This window comes from Pseudonocardia sp. TMWB2A (genome assembly GCF_017312135.1).
In genome coordinates this window covers 3,879,434-3,895,346 of sequence record NZ_QKQY01000002.1, presented here as the reverse complement: position 1 = coordinate 3,895,346, position 15,913 = coordinate 3,879,434, and the positions used below count along the sequence as shown (strand labels likewise).

The window sequence follows — 15,913 nt, the reverse complement described above, 5'->3', positions numbered from 1 at the left end:
ACTCCGGGTGAACCATCCGGCGCGGTCCGTTGCCCACACGGCTTACCGCCCCGGATGCGCCCGGCGTGCGGCGTGGGTCACCGTTCACACTGGTACCCGTGAAGACATTCGACGACTTGTTCGCCGAGCTGCAGGCCAAGGCCCAGGAGCGGCCGGCCGGTTCGGGAACCGTCGCCGCGCTGGACGCCGGGGTGCACGCCCAGGGCAAGAAGGTGCTCGAGGAGGCCGGTGAGGTCTGGATCGCCGCCGAGTACCAGGGCGACGACGAGCTGGCGGAGGAGATCTCGCAGCTGCTGTACCGGCTGCAGGTGATCATGCTCCAGCGGGGGCTCACCCTCGAGGACGTGTACAAGCATCTGTAGGTCGACCCGACCCACCGACACCACCACCGACGACGACCGTCAGGAGAGCGGAAATGCTCCGCGTGGCACTGCCGAACAAGGGCACCCTGGCCGAGCCCGCCGCGACGATGATGCGCGAGGCGGGGTACCGCCAGCGGACCGACTCACGCGACCTCAGCGTGGTCGACGACGAGAACGAGATCGAGTTCTTCTACCTGCGGCCCAAGGACATCGCGACCTACGTCGGCAAGGGTGACCTGCACCTGGGCGTCACCGGCTTCGACCTCATGGAGGAGTCGGGCAGCCAGACCCAGGAGATCATCCCGCTCGGCTTCGGCAAGTCGCGGTTCCACTTCGCGGCCCCGGCCGACGCCGACTGGAAGATCGAGGACCTCGACGGCCGCAAGATCGCGACGTCCTACCCCCGCCTGGTCCGCTCGTACCTGTCCGGCAAGCGGATCGGCGCGGAGATCGTGAAGCTCGACGGCGCGGTGGAGATCTCCATCCAGCTGGGTCTGGCCGACGCGATCGCCGACGTCGTGTCCTCCGGGCGCACGCTGCGCCAGCACGGTCTGCAGATCATCGGCGAGGCCATCGCCACCTCGCAGGCCACGCTCATCGAGCGGGAGAAGCGGCACGACCGCGCCGAGGACGCCGAGACCACCCGCCTGAAGAAGGTCTTCGCCGACCGGCTGCAGGGCGTCGTCGTGGCCCGCGAGTACCTGATGATGGACTTCGACTGCCCGGAGGGGCTGCTGGAGGCCGTGGAGAAGGTCGCGCCGGGCCTGCAGGCGCCGACGGTCTCGCCGCTGTCGAAGAAGGGCTGGGTCGCGGTCCGCACGATGGTGCGCACCAAGGACACGAACCGCGTGATGGACAAGCTCGCCGACATCGGCGCCACCGCGATCCTCACCTCGGAGATCCGGTCCTGCCGCGCGATGACGGTCAACGGCCACGGCCACTGAGCCCACCCCGTCCGACGTCCGTTCCCCCCACGGCGGCCCGCCCCCGGTGACTCCGGTGGCGGGCCGCCGTCGCGTCGCCCGGGCAGTGCCGCCGTACGGCTAGCGGGCCCGGACGGTCAGGGACTGGGCGATCCGGCCGGTGTGCCCGTCGTCGTCGAACAGGGTGGCCGAGCAGGTGCCCAGCCCGTCCGGCCCGACGACGGTCGCGGCGTCCACGCCGATCCACTCGCCGGCCGGGGCCCGGTGCAGGTGCACCGTCAGCTCGGTGTTGACGAACAGCCAGCGCGTCACGTCCAGCGGTGCGGCGAGCCCGTTCGCACAGTCCGCGGCGACCATCAGCCGCTGCGCCGGGCTCGGCTCCTCGCCCTCGACGAGCGGGACCCGCATGCGGATCCAGCCGCGCCCCGGGCCTTCGTCGCCGAGGCGGCCCCCGTCGAGCCAGGCCCACTCGATGGCGTCGAGGAACCCGGGCAGCCAGCCGTCCGGCCGCTCGGTGCGCACGACGGCGGCGTCCCGCCCGGGCAGCGCGGCCGCCTGCCCCTGCGCGACGACGGCGGTGTCGGACGCGGCGAGCCGCCAGGCCCGGGCCCGGAGCACGTCCCGGTCACCGGCGCGCATCGTCGCCGACAGCAGCTCGATCGTCCGCCCGGGCCGCTCGACGCCCGCGGTGACCGTGACCGGCCCGGCGGGCACCGCCCCGAGCACCTCGACGGTGACGCGGGCGATCCGCCACCCGGCCTCGGCGCCGCCGGGGCGGGACTCGGGCAGCCGTTCCAGGGCGCGGACCAGTAGCGCCGAGGGCGGGCCCATGTGCTGGGCGTCGGCGAACCAGGGGCCGGTCGTCGACGGCGTCGCCTCGAACGCGGTGTGGGTGACGCCGTCGGCGGTGTCCTCGCCGCGGGGCAGGTAGAACGGGCCGGGCGGGATCGGGGGCGGTGCGCTCACCCGTCGATCATGCCGCGCCGCCCGGCCAGCCGGGGTAGGGCGGGGGAGTGCCGCCCCAGGCGGGGCAGTGGGCCTTGTGGTCGCAGGTGCGGCAGGCCGGGCCGGTGCGGGGCCGGAAGTCCCCGGTGGGGGCGGCGAGCCGGATGGCGGTCCACACCGCCTCGAGCAGGCGCCCGAAGCGGGTGAGCTCCTCGGCGTCGGGCCGGTAGATCAGGGCGGTGCCGTCGGCCAGGTAGAGCAGGCGCAGCTCGTCGGGGACGCGGCCGTGGGTCAGCAGGACGGCCAGCGCGTAGAACTTGAGCTGGAACAGCACGCCGGACTCGTAGCCCTCGCCGGGCGTCGCGCCGGTCTTGTAGTCGACCACCCGCAGCCCGTCGGGGCCGTCGTCGAGCCGGTCCAGGATGCCGCGCAGCGGCACCGGCGCCGCGCCGCCGGCACCGGGCAGGGTCGCCTCGATGCGGGCCTCCACCGCCGTCGCGGTGACGCCGGCCGGGTCCTCCAGCGCGAAGTAGCGGTCGAGCAGCGCCGAGGCCGAGTCCAGCCAGAGCGCGAGCTGCGGGTCCTCCGGGCCGGTGAACAGCGCCGCCGCGGCGGGCTCGGCGGCGGCGAGGTCGTCCCAGCAGGGGCCGAGCAGCTCCCGGGCGGCCCGGGGGGTGCGGTCGGCCGGGTCCCGGGCGAACAGCTGCTCCAGCACGGCGTGCACCAGGGTGCCGCGGACCTGCGCCCGCGACGGCGGCTCCGGCAGCCGGTCGACCGCGCGGAACCGGTAGAGCAGCGGGCAGCGGCGGAAGTCCGCCGCCCGCGACGGCGACAGCGCGGGCGGCCGCGGCGGTGCCGCGACGGGCGCAGGGGTGACCGCGGGGCCCGGTGCGGCCGGGTCCGGGCCGGGCTCGTCGGCGGGGGCTGCGGTCATGGCGGCAGGCTAGCCGCGACCCCCGACGGTTCCGGGCGCCCCGGGGGAGCCCATGTGCCCCGGCGTCGGGGCCGGGGGTGCGCGCGGATAGCGTCGTCGCCCGTGCACGACGCCCCGACGCCCGACGCGCCGACCGAGTCCGCGCCCCTCGACACCCCGCAGGCCGAGGAGCCCGTCGACGCGGCGCCCGTCGACGCGGAGATCATCGACACGCAGATCATCGACACCGTCCCCTCCGCCGACGAGCCGGCCGAGCCCGAGCCGGCCACCTGGGTGCCCCCGCGCCGCGGCGGGCCGTTCCGCGAGGGCGACCGGGTGCAGCTCACCGACCCCAAGGGCCGCCGCTACACCGTCGTCCTGCAGGCCGGCGGGGCGTACCACACCCACCGCGGCCAGATCGACCACGACGACATCATCGGCTCGCCCGAGGGCGGGCTCGTGCACTCGGCGGCGAACACGCCGTACCTGACCATGCGCCCCCGCCTGGCCGACTACGTGCTGTCGATGCCCCGCGGCGCCCAGGTGATCTACCCCAAGGACTCCGCGCAGATCCTCATGTGGGGCGACGTGTTCCCCGGCGCGCGGGTGCTGGAGGCCGGCGCCGGGTCCGGTGCGCTGACCTGCTCGCTGCTGCAGGCCGTCGGGCCGACCGGCAAGGTGATCTCCTACGAGGTCCGCGACGACCACGCCCCGCACGCGGTCACCAACGTCGAGACCTTCTTCGGCCACCGGCCACCGCACTGGGAGCTGACCGTCGGTGACGTCAGGCAGCACCGCGGCGAGGTCGACCGGGTCGTGCTGGACATGCTCTCGCCGTGGGACGTGCTCGACACCGTCCGCGACTGCCTGGTGCCGGGCGGGATCCTCGTCGGCTACGTCGCGACCACCACCCAGCTGTCGGTGCTCACCGAGGCGCTGCGCGAGATGCAGTGCTGGACCGAGCCCGAGTCCTGGGAGGCGATGGTCCGCCCCTGGCACGTGGTGGGTCTGGCCGTCCGTCCGGAGCATCGGATGATCGCCCATACGGCCTTCCTCCTGACCACCCGGCGGCTCGCCGACGGCGTCACGCCGCCCCGGCAGCAGCGCCGGCCGACCGGCCGCTGAACTCGGGCGTTCTGTCCGGTTTCGACCGGATCACGACCACGACGCGCCCGAGCGCGGAACGAGAACGTTACGAACTACCCTCCGTGTGGACGTGGCGGTGACGCCCGTGAAGCCGCAGAGTGACCACATGGTGCCGACCGGCTGAGGCCCGGATCACCGGTTCGACGCACCGTCGCGGTCACCCGTCACGGGTACCGTGGTGAGACGGAACACGGAGGGAGGCTGCCGTGAACCACCCCTACGACGACGGTCCCGGCAACCAGGGTTTCCAGTCTGACCGCGACCTCAGCCCCGCTGAGGCCGCCGAGCACATCCGTCACCTCGAGCACGAGATCTCCACGCTGCGTCAACGGCTGACCGAGACGCCCCGGCACGCCCGAGTGCTGGAACAGCGTCTCGCCGAGACCACGAGCCGGCTCTCCGCGCTCAACGCTCGGAACGAGAAGCTGACCGAGACCCTCAAGGAGGCCCGCGGCCAGCTGGTCGCGCTCCGCGAGGAGGTCGACCGGCTCGCGCAGCCGCCGTCCGGCTACGGGGTCTTCCTCGGCCGGTACGACGACGACACGGTCGACGTCTTCACCTCCGGCCGCCGGATGCGGGTCCCCGTGTCCCCGGCGGTCGAGGGCGAGACGCTGCGCAGCGGCCAGTCCGTCCGGCTCAACGAGGCGCTCACCGTGGTCGAGGCCATGGGCTTCGAGCAGATCGGTGACCTCTACTCGCTGCGGGAGATCATCTCCCGTCCGGGTGAGGACGGCTCGGCCGGTCGTGGCCTGGTCGTCGGCCACTCCGACGAGGAGCGGGTCGTCTGGCTGGCGGCGCCGCTGTTCGAGCTCGGACAGGAGGAGGGCACCAGCCCGCTCAAGTCCGGCGACTCGGTCATGGTCGACTCGCGGGCGGGCTACGCCTACGAACGGGTCGCCAAGGCCGAGGTCGAGGACCTCGTGCTCGAGGAGGTCCCGGACATCGCCTACTCCGACATCGGCGGCCTGTCCCGGCAGATCGAGCAGATCCAGGACGCGGTCGAGCTGCCGTTCCTGCACACCGAGCTGTTCACCCAGTACGAGCTGCGCCCGCCCAAGGGCGTGCTGCTCTACGGGCCGCCCGGCTGCGGGAAGACGCTCATCGCGAAGGCCGTCGCGAACTCGCTGGCGAAGAAGATCGCCAAGCAGCGGGGCGACGACCCGGACGAGGGGCGCGCGTTCTTCCTCAACATCAAGGGCCCCGAGCTGCTCAACAAGTTCGTCGGCGAGACCGAGCGGCACATCCGGCTGATCTTCCAGCGCGCGCGGGAGAAGGCGAGCGCCGGCACCCCGGTGATCGTGTTCTTCGACGAGATGGACTCGATCTTCCGGACCCGTGGCTCGGGTGTGTCCTCCGACGTGGAGACGACGATCGTCCCCCAGCTCCTCGCCGAGATCGACGGCGTCGAGGGCCTGGAGAACGTCATCGTCATCGGTGCCTCGAACCGTGAGGACATGATCGACCCGGCGATCCTGCGGCCGGGCCGGCTCGACGTGAAGATCAAGATCGAGCGTCCGGACGCCGAGGGCGCGAAGGACATCTTCTCGAAGTACCTGACCGAGACGCTGCCCATCCACGCCGACGACGTCGCCGAGTTCGGCGGCAGCCGCAAGGCCTGCGTGGACGGGATGATCCAGCGGATCACCGAGCGGATGTACGACGAGTCCGAGGAGAACCGGTTCCTGGAGGTCACCTACGCCAACGGCGACAAGGAGACGCTCTACTTCAAGGACTTCAACTCCGGCGCGATGATCCAGAACATCGTCGACCGCGGGAAGAAGTCCGCGATCAAGGCGGTGCTCGAGTCCGGCCAGCCGGGCCTGCGGGTCCAGCACCTGCTGGACGCGATCGTCGACGAGTTCGCCGAGAACGAGGACCTCCCGAACACGACCAACCCCGACGACTGGGCGCGGATCTCGGGCAAGAAGGGGGAGCGGATCGTCTACATCCGCACCCTGGTCACCGGCAAGAACGACGCCACCGGCCGCGCGATCGACACCGCGTCGAACACCGGCCAGTACCTGTAGACACGCTCCGCACGCACGGGCCCCGCCGCATCCCGCGGTGGGGCCCGTCGTGCGTCCGCAGATCGTCACCCGGTGGAATGATGTCCGGACGAAACGGGCATCCTGTGCACGGAGCCGTGCACGTCCGTGTCGCGGCCCGCCACCACGGAGGTCGTCATGGCCGGCATCATCGGGCGCATCAGCGCATTCCTGAAGAGCCCGCGAGGGCGTCGCTACAGCGACCAGGCCAAGCGCATGGCGAGCGACCCGCGCAACCGGCAGCGGGCGCAGGACATGCTGCGGCGCTTCCGCGGCAAGCGCTGACCGGTGTCCGATCCGTTCACGACGGCGCCCGCACCGGGCCCCTAGCGTCGCCGCCATGGACACCTCGATCGGCGCCGAGCTCGACATGATCGGCATCGTGGTCACCGACATGACCCGCTCGCTGGCCTTCTACCGCCTGCTGGGGCTGGAGTTCCCCTCGGGCTCCGAGGCCGAGGCGCACGTGGAGACCACGCTGCGCGGCGGCCTGCGCCTGGCCCTGGACCTGCAGTCGATGGTGGAGGGCTTCCACCCGGGCGTCGCTCCGGACGGCCACGGCCGGGTCGGGCTGGCGTTCCGGCTGCCCACCGCCGCGGCCGTCGACGACGCCTGGCGCCGGGTCACCGCGGCCGGCCACGCCTCGGTGCTGGACCCGTTCGACGCGCCGTGGGGGCAGCGCTACGCCACGGTCGCCGACCCCGACGGCTCGTCGCTGGACCTGTTCGCCTGGACCTGACCCCGCACACGTTCCCCCGACCTCGCAGCCCCCGCAGTGGCTGTGAGGTCGGGGGAGCCCGTGCGAGGTGCGAGCGACGCAGGCGACACACCGGCGAGGGCGCGGACCTCGCGGGACAGGTGGGGCTGGTCGGCGTAGCCGGTGCGGGCGGCGACCGCGGCCGGGGAGACGCCGTCGTAGAGCAGCGCGGCCGCGGCCCGGAAGCGCAGCACCCGCCGTGCGACGGCCGGTCCGTACCCGAGGGTGGCGACGCAGCGCCGGTGCAGGGTGCGTCCGGTGACGCCGAGCCGGTCGGCCAGCTCCGCGGCGGGCATGCCCCCGGCCAGGGCGCGCAGCGCGGGCTGGGAGAGCGAGGCGGGAGTCCGGTCGTCCCCGGCCGCCGCGTGCAGGGCGAGGGCGAGTCGGGCGAGCCACGCGGCGTCGCCGGTGTCTCCGCTGTCGTCGCCGTCGGCCGGGGCGGGCCGGAGGAGCCGGCGCCGGCCGGGGTCGAGCACGTCGGAGAGCGGGACGCGGCGGTCGCGCAGCGCGTCGGCCGGGACGCCCAGCAGGGCCGGGAGGGCACCGGGGCGGAAGCGCAGGCCGGTGGTCACGCCGCCCGCGGGCGAGCCGGCGAGGTGCGCCGTGGTGTCGGGGCCCGCGACGACCGCCTCGCCGCCGGACAGGAGCAGGTCCATGCAGCCGTCGGGGAGCACCCGCTGGGTGTGCGGCGCGGTCCCGGTGTGCGCCCGCCAGGCCACCTCGACGACCGCGCGCAGCGGCCCGGCGGGGGGCGTCTCGGCGTAGCTGCGCACCGCGCCAGCCTACGGACGCGGGACGGCCCCGGTGCCGGCGTCGCCGGTCCGGGGCCGTGGCCGCGTGCGCAGGGTCAGGAGGCGCGCAGGACCGCCTCGATCTCCAGCTGCACGTTCACCTTCTCGCTGACGACGACGCCGCCGCCGTCCATCGGCAGCTCGATGTCGACACCGAACTCCGAGCGCTTGATGGTGGTCGTGGCGGTGAAGCCGGAGCGGGTGCCGCCGTAGGGGTCCGGGCCGAAGCCGTTGAGCTCGAGGTCGAACTCGACCGGCCTGGTGACGCCCTTGATCGTGAGGTCGCCGGTGAGGACGTGGTCGTCACCCTTCGCGGCGATGCCGGTGGATCGGAAGGTCCACTCCGGGTACTTCTCGACGTCGAAGAAGTCGGCGGAGCGGATGTGGCCGTCGCGCTGGTCCTGGCCGGTGGTGAGGGAGGTGGCGTCGACGGTCGCGGTGACGGTGGAGTCCTCGAACTTCTCCGCGGTGACGAGCTCGCCCGAGACGCCGGTGAAGCGCCCGCGCACCTTGCTGACCATCATGTGACGGACGGAGAACGAGACGTCGGAGTGCGCCGCGTCGATGTCCCAGGTGCCGACGACGTAGCCGGGGATCGTGGTGGCCGTGGTCATGATGTCTCCTCCGGAGATAGTTGAACTTTCACTTGTTGAGAGCGATACTAGGGACAACAAGGGTAACGCTCAAATGTTTCGGAGGGTGCTGTGGGTCACACACGCTGGCTCGACGACGAGGAGCAGCGGACGTGGCGGGCGTTCCTCGCCGCGCAGCGGCTGGTGTCGGACAAGGTCGAGCGACGACTGCAGTCCGGGGCCGGGATGCCCCAGGCGTACTACGAGATCCTGGTCCGGCTCTCCGAGGCGCCGGAGCGCACGCTGCGGATGAGCGCGCTGGCCGACTGCGCGCTGTCCTCACGCAGCCGGGTCTCGCACGCGGTGGCCCGGATGGAGGAGGCCGGCTGGGTCGAGCGGCGGTCGTGCCCCACCGACCGGCGGGGCCAGCTCGCCCGGCTCACCGACCGCGGGTTCGAGGTGCTGGCCGCGGCGGCGCCGGACCACGTCGAGAGCGTGCGCGAGGCGGTGTTCGACGGCCTGACCCCGACCCAGCAGGCGGGGCTGCGCGAGGCGTGCGAGGCGGTCGTGGCGCACCTGTCCGGGAGCGGGCAGTGGCCGGTGACCGGGGACTCGGGACCGGACGGCCCGGACCCGGCCCAGGCGTCCTAGGCTGGGCACATGCCTCATTTCGACGTCGTCGTACTCGGAGCCGGACCCGGTGGATACGTGGCGGCCATCCGTGCTGCCCAGCTCGGCCGCAGTGTGGCGGTGATCGAGGAGAAGTACTGGGGCGGTGTCTGCCTCAACGTGGGCTGCATCCCCTCCAAGGCGCTGCTGCGCAACGCCGAGATCGCCCACATCGTCACCAAGGAGCAGAAGACCTTCGGTCTGTCCGGTGAGGTGTCGCTCGACTTCGGCGCCGCCTTCGACCGCAGCCGTTCGGTCGCGGACGGGCGCGTCAAGGGCGTGCACTTCCTGATGAAGAAGAACAAGATCACCGAGCTCGAGGGGTTCGGCCGGTTCACCAAGCCGGGCGAGATCGAGGTCGAGCTGTCGAAGGGCGGCAACGAGACCGTCACCTACGACGATGTGATCATCGCCGCGGGATCCACGGTCAAGCTGCTGCCGGGCACGGAGCTGTCCGACCGCGTCGTGACCTACGAGGAGCAGATCCTCACCCGCGAACTGCCGGAGAGCGTGATCATCGCCGGCGCCGGTGCGATCGGTGTCGAGTTCGCGTTCGTGCTGGCCAACTACGGCGTCGACGTCACCATCGTCGAGTACCTGGACCGCCTGCTCCCGCTCGAGGACGCGGACGTGTCCAAGGAGCTGGCGAAGGCCTACAAGAAGCTCGGCGTCACGGTGCGGACCTCGACCAAGGTCGAGTCCATCACCGACGACGGCAAGGGCGTCACCGTCTCGGTCTCGTCGTCCAAGGGCAGCGAGGAGCTGCGCGCGGACAAGGTCGTGCAGGCCATCGGCTTCGCGCCGCGGGTGGACGGCTACGGCCTGGACAAGCTCGGGGTGAACCTCACCGAGCGCGGCGCCATCGAGATCGACGACTACATGCGCACCAGCGTGGAGCACGTCTACGCGATCGGTGACGTCACCGCGAAGCTCATGCTCGCCCACGTCGCCGAGGCGCAGGGCATCGTCGCCGCCGAGACCCTGGCGGGCGCCGAGACCCAGGAGCTGAACTACAAGATGATGCCGCGCGCGACCTTCTGCAACCCGCAGGTCGCGTCGTTCGGCTACACCGAGGCCGAGGCCCGCGAGCTGGCCGACGAGAAGGGCTGGAAGGTCAACACCGCGACCTTCCCGTTCACCGCGAACGGCAAGGCGCACGGCATGGCCGAGCCCGCCGGCTTCGTCAAGCTGATCGCCGACGACACCTACGGCGAGCTGCTGGGCGGGCACATCATCGGCGCCGAGGCGACCGAGCTGCTGCCCGAGCTGACCCTGGCCCAGAAGTGGGACCTGACCGTCCACGAGATGGCGCGCAACGTGCACGCGCACCCGACCCTGTCGGAGTGCCTGCAGGAGGCGATCCACGGCCTGGCCGGCCACATGATCAACTTCTGATCACGGCCGCGACGGGCCCGCATCCCACCCGGGGTGCGGGCCCGTCGTCGTGGCGGGGTCAGGAGCTCCGGGAGTCCGGCTCGCGGCGGGCGGTGTGCTCGCGACGCGTGGTGGAGCCCGCGGCGGCGCGCTGCTCGTGGCGCTCGGCGGCCAGTGCCGCCTCCACCGCGGCCTGCACGGCGGCGGTGTTGACGTCGGGATCGATCAGCCTGGCGGCGGCGAGGGAACGGGCCGAGACCGAGATGCTGACCATGGGTGACTCCTGGAACTGTCGCGTGGTGGGCGTGGTGGTCCGTCGGGGAGGCCCCACGCTGGGCCCTTCCCGGGGTGGCGTCGCGCGACCCGCCCGGTGTTGACCGATTCAGGTACCGATGTGGGTGACGTATGTTACCCACTGGTAAACGCGCTGGCCCGAGGACCTTAACGGACGAGGTCGGCCAGCAGCAGGCGGGTGACGTACAGGCCGTCGGGGACCCAGGGCCGGTCCGGCGCGCCGATCCGGGCCGTCAGCTCGTCGAGGGTCCACCAGCCGCCCTCGGCCACCTCCGAGGGCTGGTGGGTCACCGGGCCGTCGGAGAAGGCGCGGTAGACGTGCACGTGGGCCCGCAGCCCGTCCGGGCCGGTGCCGGGCCCGGTGTCGACACCCAGCGCGGCGGCGTCGAAGGGGACCACGGCCAGCTTCTCCAGCGGCACGCCGGTGACCCCGAGCTCCTCGCCCAGCTCGCGGGCGGCGCACGCGTCGGGGGTCTCGCCCTCGTCGAGGACCCCGCCGGCGAGGCAGTCCCACATCCCGGCCATGACCAGCTTGGTGTCGGTGCGCCGGTGCACGTAGGCCCGCGTCCCGTCGGCGGAGCGGAGCAGGATCGCCGTCGTGGCGTGCCACAGCGAGCGCGCGTAGACCTCGCCGCGCTCGGCGACGCCGGTGGGCGTGCCCCCGGCGTCGAAGACGGTCAGGCGCTCACATGCGGGATCGGTCACGCCACGATGATCCCGCCGGGCCGCGGTGCGCCCCGGGTGGGGGCGCGGACGGTTAGTCTCGTGCAATGCACTCTCGCGCAGGGGGCCGGTCGTGACGGCCCGCCGGATCATGGGCACCGAGGTGGAGTACGGCATCGCCGTGCCGGGTGACCCCACCGCGAACCCCGTCGTCACCTCGACGCAGGTGGTGCTGGCCTACGCCGCCGCGGCGGACGTGCCCCGCAACCGCCGGGCGCGCTGGGACTACGAGGTGGAGTCGCCGCTGCGCGACGCCCGGGGGTTCGACCTGTCGGCACCGTCGCTGGCGCCGCAGCTCGACACCGACCTCGACGACCTCGGCGCGGCGAACGTCATCCTCACCAACGGCGCCCGGTTCTACGTCGACCACGCCCACCCGGAGTACTCCACGCCCGAGGTCCTGTCCCCGCGCGACATCGTGACCTGGGACAAGGCCGGCGAGCGGATCATGCTGGAGGCGGCGAACCGCGCGGCCACCGTGCCGGGCGCGCCGCGGATGCAGCTCTACAAGAACAACGTCGACGGCAAGGGCGCCAGCTACGGCTCCCACGAGAACTACCTGATGGCCCGCACGACGACGTTCCCGTCGATCGTCACCGGCCTCACCCCGTTCTTCGTGACCCGCCAGGTCGTCTGCGGCGCCGGCCGGGTCGGCCTCGGCCAGCAGGGCGACGAGGCCGGCTACCAGATCGCCCAACGCTCGGACTACGTCGAGGTCGAGGTCGGCCTGGAGACCACGCTCAAGCGCGGCATCATCAACACCCGCGACGAGCCGCACGCCGACGCCGACAAGTACCGCCGCCTGCACGTCATCATCGGCGACGCGAACCTGTCCGAGATCTCGACGCTGCTCAAGGTCGGCACCACGGCGCTGGTCCTCGACATGATCGAGAAGGGGCGCTCGTTCGAGGACCTGCGCCTGGCCGAGCCGGTGAAGTCGGTCTCGCGGATCAGCCACGACCCGACGCTGCAGCGGACCGTCCCGCTGGCCGACGGCCGTCACCTCACCGCGGTGCAGATCCAGCAGGAGTACCTGGCCCGCGCGGTCGAGCACATGGAGCAGACCGTCTCCCCGCGCCGCGAGGAGTGGGACCCCGACACCCGCGAGGTCGTCGAGGAGTGGGAGTCGGTGCTGGTCGACCTGGAGCGCGACCCGATGCTGACCGCCGACCGGCTCGACTGGACGGCCAAGCTCAAGCTGCTCGAGGCCTACCGCGAGCGCGACGGCCTGACCTGGGCGTCGGGCCGGCTCGGGATGGTCGACCTGCAGTACTCCGACGTGCGGCTGGCCAAGGGCCTCTACAACCGGCTCGTCACCCGCGGGTCGATGCGCAGGCTAGTCACCGAGGAGCAGGTCGCCGCGGCGATGACCGAGCCGCCCGAGGACACCCGCGCCTACTTCCGTGGCACCTGCATGGGCCGGTTCCCGGTCGAGGTCGCCGCCGCGTCGTGGGACTCGGTGATCTTCGACCTGGGCCGTGAGTCGCTGGTCCGGATCCCGACGCTGGAGCCGCTGCGCGGTACCCGCAAGCACGTGGGGGAGCTGTTCGAGGCGGTGTCGACGGCCGAGGAGCTGGTCGACAAGCTCACCGCCTCCTGAGCCCGCCCGCCGGGGGAGCGGATCACACGCCGCTGCGCAACAGGCGATTTTGTCGCCCCCGGTGGGTAGGGTGAACCTGCAGGCAACTCTGCGAGGAGGAGGCGTCATGTCCCAGGAGCAGACCAAGCGCCAGGGTGGCGGCGACGGAGACGACGAGTCCGGGGAGAACGCGTCCGGATCCGGTCAGGAGCGCCGCGAGAAGCTCGGTGAGGACGTCGACACCATCCTCGACGAGATCGACGACGTGCTGGAGGAGAACGCGGAGGACTTCGTGCGGTCCTACGTGCAGAAGGGCGGTGAGTGAGCCCCACGGGGCCACCCACCCTGCCGCACCCCGGCACCAGCAGTACCGTCCCGGCCGGGTCCGCACCTGCGGGCCCGGCCGTGCCGGAAGGGCCGCAGACCCCGCCGACGTGGGGGAGCGGGACCACCGGCGCACGAAGCTCGAACGAAAGGCACGTCCGAGAGATGGAGTTCCGGCCGTCGGTCACCTCCGGGCTGGTGCCCGGGCACCACACGGGTCAGCTCGGCACCTTCCTGACCGGGTCGCAGTCGTTCTCCGACTTCGTCGGCGGCGCGGCCCCGCACCTGCTCCCCGGCGCGGGCCTGGACCGGACAGCCGGTCCCGGCACCTCCGCCGACGCCCTGGGCGTCCCGCACGGCACCACGATCGTCGCGCTGCTGTTCTCCGGCGGCGTCGTGATCGCCGGTGACCGGCGCGCGACCGCGGGCAACGTGATCGCCCAGCGCGACATCGAGAAGGTGTTCGTCACCGACACCCACTCCGCCGTCGGCATCGCCGGCTCCGCGGGGATCGCGCTGGAGATGGTCCGGCTGTTCTCGGTCGACCTCGAGCACTACGAGAAGCTCGAGGGCGTCCCGCTCTCGCTCGACGGCAAGGCCAACAAGCTCGCCGGCATGGTCCGCCAGAACCTGGGCGCGGCGATGCAGGGCTTCGTCGTCGTCCCGCTGTTCGCGGGCTACGACACCGACGCCGCCGACCCGGCGCAGGCCGGCCGGATCGTCACCTTCGACCCCACCGGCGGCCGGTACGACGAGAACCTCGGCTTCCACGCCGTCGGTTCCGGCTCGGTGTTCGCGAAGTCGTCGCTGAAGAAGCTGCACGACCCGGCCGCGGACCTCGACGGCGCGGTGCGCACCGCGGTCGAGGCGCTCTACGACGCCGCGGACGACGACACCGCCACCGGTGGGCCGGACACGGTGCGGCGCATCTACCCGGTGGTCGTCGGCATCACCGCCGAGGGCGCCGCGCGCCGAGACGACGCCGAGATCGCCGCCGTCGTCGACCAGGTGATCGCCGGGCGCCGGGAGCGCCCTGGCGGTCCGTCCCGCTGACCCCCTCCCCGCACGAAGCACGAGCCTGGAGCGCCTCCCCATGACGATGCCGTTCTACTCCTCCGTCGACCAGCTGCTGCGCGACCGTTCCGAGCTGGCCCGCAAGGGCATCTCGCGCGGCCGCAGCGTGGTCGTGCTGACCTACGCCGGTGGCGTGCTGTTCGTCGCGGAGAACCGGTCGACGGCGCTGCACAAGGTCTCCGAGATCTACGACAAGATCGGCTTCGCCGCGGTCGGCCGGTACAACGAGTTCGAGAACCTGCGTACCGGCGGGATCCGGATGGCCGACTTCCGCGGGTTCACCTACGACCGGCGCGACGTGACCGGCCGGATGCTGGCCAACGCCTACGCCCAGGCGCTGGGCACCGCGTTCGTCGAGCAGCAGAAGCCCTTCGAGGTGGAGCTGTGCGTCGCCGAGGTGGGCGTCGAGGCCACCGGGGACCAGCTGTACCGGATCACCTACGACGGGTCGATCACCGACGAGCCGCGGTTCGTCGTCATGGGTGGTCAGACCGAGCCGATCTCGCAGAAGCTGTCCGAGACCTACGAGCACGGCCTGGAGCTGGGCGCGGCGATCGAGGTCGCGCTGGGCGGGCTGCAGGTGCCGGGTGCGGACCCGGCGTCGCCCGGCAACGGCGCGAACGCGCAGCCGCGGGTCCTGGGCGCCGAGGCGCTCGAGGTCGCGGTGCTCGACCGGACCCGGCCGCGGCGGACCTTCCGCCGTCTCGAGGGTGCGGCGCTGGCCGACCTGCTGCCCGCCGCGAACCGCGGCACCGAGGAGCCCGAGCCCGACGTGGCGGGCGGGGACGACACCCCGGCCGCCGGTGGGGCACTGGGCGGGGACGGGGCGTCCTGACCCGCTTCTCCGCGACCACCGCGTCCGAGGCCGTCGTGACGGCCTCGCGCGACGACGTCTGGCGCGTCCTGACCGATCCCGATGTGCTGCCGACGCTGACACCGCTGCTCAACCGGATCGACGCCGACTCCGCGCGGGACGCGGCCGTCGACGGCTACGAGCTGTGGCGCTGGCACATGGTGCGGATCGCGGTGCTCGGGGTGGGCATCAAACCGGTGTTCACCGAGCGGATGACCTTCGTCGAGGGCAAGCGGATCGAGTTCACCCACGCACCGCCCACCGGGGTCACCGAGTGGGCGGGCGCGGAGGGCTACTACGCACTGAGCGACGCCGACCCGGAGCCGGACGGCTCCCCGGCGACGCATCTGGAGATCTCGCTGACCGTCGACGTCGACATGCCGCTGTCGCGGCTCGCGGCGCCGGTGGTGACCCGCACGATGAAGGCGACGATGGACGCGACCGGGGACCGGTTCGCGGCCAACCTGCTGCGTCGCCTCGGGGCGCGCGAGCGCTGAGCGGGCCCGACCGCCGTCGGGGCCGGGGCTGCCCCCGCCGGGGTCCCCCGTCCCGTGCCCCGTCCACGCGCC

Annotated in this window: 19 protein-coding genes; 13 read left to right on the top strand and 6 right to left on the bottom strand. The window is 72.6% G+C overall.

Annotation, left to right across the window (positions count from 1 at the left end; translation table 11 throughout):
- The first annotated feature begins 98 nt into the window (after positions 1-98).
- Positions 99-362 carry a phosphoribosyl-ATP diphosphatase gene (locus tag DMP17_RS32790; protein ID WP_062395155.1) on the top strand — a complete coding sequence of 88 codons (264 nt, stop codon included), beginning with the start codon at positions 99-101 and terminating at the stop codon, positions 360-362.
- Between the two features lie 53 nt (positions 363-415).
- A complete protein-coding gene (hisG, locus tag DMP17_RS32785; RefSeq protein WP_100877718.1) occupies positions 416-1,306 on the top strand; it encodes an ATP phosphoribosyltransferase in 891 nt (296 codons plus the stop codon).
- A 99-nt stretch (positions 1,307-1,405) separates the two neighbouring features.
- Here the strand turns inward: hisG and DMP17_RS32780 are convergent, their stop codons facing one another.
- A complete protein-coding gene (locus DMP17_RS32780; protein ID WP_337831563.1) occupies positions 1,406-2,251 on the bottom strand; it encodes a thioesterase family protein in 846 nt (281 codons plus the stop codon).
- A 7-nt stretch (positions 2,252-2,258) separates the two neighbouring features.
- Positions 2,259-3,164 carry a RecB family exonuclease gene (locus DMP17_RS32775; protein WP_337831562.1) on the bottom strand — a complete coding sequence of 302 codons (906 nt, stop codon included), beginning with the start codon at positions 3,162-3,164 and terminating at the stop codon, positions 2,259-2,261.
- A gap of 273 nt (positions 3,165-3,437) precedes the next feature.
- Between DMP17_RS32775 and DMP17_RS32770 the strand changes: the two genes are divergently transcribed.
- The 4 genes from DMP17_RS32770 (at position 3,438) to DMP17_RS32755 (ending at position 7,073) form a co-directional block, all read left to right on the top strand.
- Positions 3,438-4,268, top strand: coding sequence for a tRNA (adenine-N1)-methyltransferase (locus tag DMP17_RS32770; protein ID WP_073575314.1), 831 nt, complete (start codon positions 3,438-3,440; stop codon positions 4,266-4,268).
- A gap of 227 nt (positions 4,269-4,495) precedes the next feature.
- The gene (gene arc, locus DMP17_RS32765) at positions 4,496-6,316 is read left to right on the top strand and encodes a proteasome ATPase (protein ID WP_337831561.1); all 1,821 of its coding nucleotides are present in this window, start codon (positions 4,496-4,498) and stop codon (positions 6,314-6,316) included.
- Positions 6,317-6,472: 156 nt separating this feature from the next.
- Positions 6,473-6,619: a hypothetical protein gene (locus tag DMP17_RS32760; RefSeq protein ID WP_337831560.1), complete on the top strand. Its 147-nt coding sequence runs from the start codon at positions 6,473-6,475 to the stop codon at positions 6,617-6,619.
- 55 nt (positions 6,620-6,674) lie between these two features.
- A complete protein-coding gene (locus tag DMP17_RS32755; protein ID WP_337831559.1) occupies positions 6,675-7,073 on the top strand; it encodes a VOC family protein in 399 nt (132 codons plus the stop codon).
- Here the strand turns inward: DMP17_RS32755 and DMP17_RS32750 are convergent.
- Together DMP17_RS32750 and DMP17_RS32745 are read right to left on the bottom strand one after the other, a co-directional pair.
- The gene (locus DMP17_RS32750) at positions 7,016-7,864 is read right to left on the bottom strand and encodes an AraC family transcriptional regulator (protein ID WP_337831558.1); all 849 of its coding nucleotides are present in this window, start codon (positions 7,862-7,864) and stop codon (positions 7,016-7,018) included. The genes DMP17_RS32755 and DMP17_RS32750 overlap by 58 nt on opposite strands.
- A gap of 74 nt (positions 7,865-7,938) precedes the next feature.
- Positions 7,939-8,496, bottom strand: coding sequence for a YceI family protein (locus DMP17_RS32745; protein ID WP_226357192.1), 558 nt, complete (start codon positions 8,494-8,496; stop codon positions 7,939-7,941).
- Positions 8,497-8,586: 90 nt separating this feature from the next.
- On the opposite strand from DMP17_RS32745, the gene DMP17_RS32740 reads away from it, so the two are divergent.
- Positions 8,587-9,105, top strand: coding sequence for a MarR family winged helix-turn-helix transcriptional regulator (locus tag DMP17_RS32740; protein WP_226365108.1), 519 nt, complete (start codon positions 8,587-8,589; stop codon positions 9,103-9,105).
- Between the two features lie 9 nt (positions 9,106-9,114).
- On the top strand, positions 9,115-10,518 hold the full coding sequence (lpdA, locus tag DMP17_RS32735; RefSeq protein ID WP_337831557.1) for a dihydrolipoyl dehydrogenase: 1,404 nt from the start codon (positions 9,115-9,117) through the stop codon (positions 10,516-10,518).
- Between the two features lie 58 nt (positions 10,519-10,576).
- Here lpdA and DMP17_RS32730 read toward each other — a convergent pair whose 3' ends face one another.
- Together DMP17_RS32730 and DMP17_RS32725 are read right to left on the bottom strand one after the other, a co-directional pair.
- Entirely contained in the window at positions 10,577-10,771 is a 195-nt protein-coding gene (locus DMP17_RS32730) for a hypothetical protein (RefSeq protein WP_226357189.1), read from the bottom strand.
- A gap of 167 nt (positions 10,772-10,938) precedes the next feature.
- Positions 10,939-11,496, bottom strand: a complete 558-nt coding sequence (locus DMP17_RS32725) for an NUDIX hydrolase (protein WP_226357188.1) — start codon at positions 11,494-11,496, stop codon at positions 10,939-10,941.
- Between the two features lie 109 nt (positions 11,497-11,605).
- Between DMP17_RS32725 and dop the strand changes: the two genes are divergently transcribed.
- The 5 genes from dop to DMP17_RS32700 all read left to right on the top strand — a co-directional run bounded on the left by dop (position 11,606) and on the right by DMP17_RS32700 (position 15,841).
- The gene (gene dop / locus DMP17_RS32720) at positions 11,606-13,114 is read left to right on the top strand and encodes a depupylase/deamidase Dop (protein ID WP_178373948.1); all 1,509 of its coding nucleotides are present in this window, start codon (positions 11,606-11,608) and stop codon (positions 13,112-13,114) included.
- A gap of 106 nt (positions 13,115-13,220) precedes the next feature.
- A complete protein-coding gene (locus tag DMP17_RS32715) occupies positions 13,221-13,418 on the top strand; it encodes a ubiquitin-like protein Pup (RefSeq protein WP_020626587.1) in 198 nt (65 codons plus the stop codon).
- Positions 13,419-13,582: 164 nt separating this feature from the next.
- A complete protein-coding gene (gene prcB, locus DMP17_RS32710; protein WP_226357187.1) occupies positions 13,583-14,470 on the top strand; it encodes a proteasome subunit beta in 888 nt (295 codons plus the stop codon).
- 40 nt (positions 14,471-14,510) lie between these two features.
- The gene (prcA, locus tag DMP17_RS32705) at positions 14,511-15,326 is read left to right on the top strand and encodes a proteasome subunit alpha (RefSeq protein WP_226357186.1); all 816 of its coding nucleotides are present in this window, start codon (positions 14,511-14,513) and stop codon (positions 15,324-15,326) included.
- The gene (locus tag DMP17_RS32700; RefSeq protein WP_374203898.1) at positions 15,323-15,841 is read left to right on the top strand and encodes an SRPBCC family protein; all 519 of its coding nucleotides are present in this window, start codon (positions 15,323-15,325) and stop codon (positions 15,839-15,841) included. The genes prcA and DMP17_RS32700 overlap by 4 nt, the downstream gene beginning before the upstream one ends.
- Positions 15,842-15,913 lie beyond the last annotated feature (72 nt).